Below are 696 nucleotides of genomic sequence, written 5' to 3' on the forward strand. Positions count from 1 at the left end.
AAGCGATTTAAGTTTAAAACTGGACAAAGAATTTTTTGGCGCTAATCTAGATACGTATGCTGACAGAAGCATAGAAATGGCCCCAAATGCAAGTTTTCACAAGATTGATTATAGCATCCCTACGGGCGTACAACCTACTCCAGGAACAAGAACCAGAACGACGACTTATACAACTTACGAAGGACTATTGGATATAACTTGGGCAGCACTCGCAGCAACCGCTTCTACAAAGAGCATAGAAGAAGTTTCCACGGAGAGATACAGATATCTATATGATGTGGAGGAAAAATCGAATTTTGTAACAGATTATGTTAAAAATGACAATGTGGAAGGCAGCTTTATCTATAGTAAAAAAGATAATTTGATCATCTTTATAATATTATCCAAGACCAAGCCTGAAACGGTAAGAGGAACAATAATCATAAATTTGCCTGAGTCAGAACGTTCGGAATTTGCTAAAGCGTTTATTGGAGGAACAACTTTCGAGCCTAATACCGTGGGCGGCACACGTACTAGAACAGGAAACTAAACTTTAACATCCCGCAAAATTTGAACTCAATAAATTTCAAATTTTAGTTCCATAAGGTCGCGCTTTTAAAGCTCGACCTTTTTTTGATGTTGTAAAACTATCTGATAATTAAAATACTTCAGAAAGGATTAAGCTTTAAGTTTAAAGAAAAAAACAAACGATGATTT

Annotated in this window: 1 protein-coding gene; it reads left to right on the plus strand. The window is 35.9% G+C overall.

Annotated features, from left to right (window positions below; genetic code table 11):
• Nucleotides 1–529 (plus strand): hypothetical protein (locus tag AC07UV_RS25695; RefSeq protein WP_495185854.1); only part of this gene is annotated, 529 nt, incomplete at its 5' end.
• Nucleotides 530–696 lie beyond the last annotated feature (167 nt).

This window comes from Sphingobacterium sp. GW821-FHT03E03 (assembly GCF_059420745.1).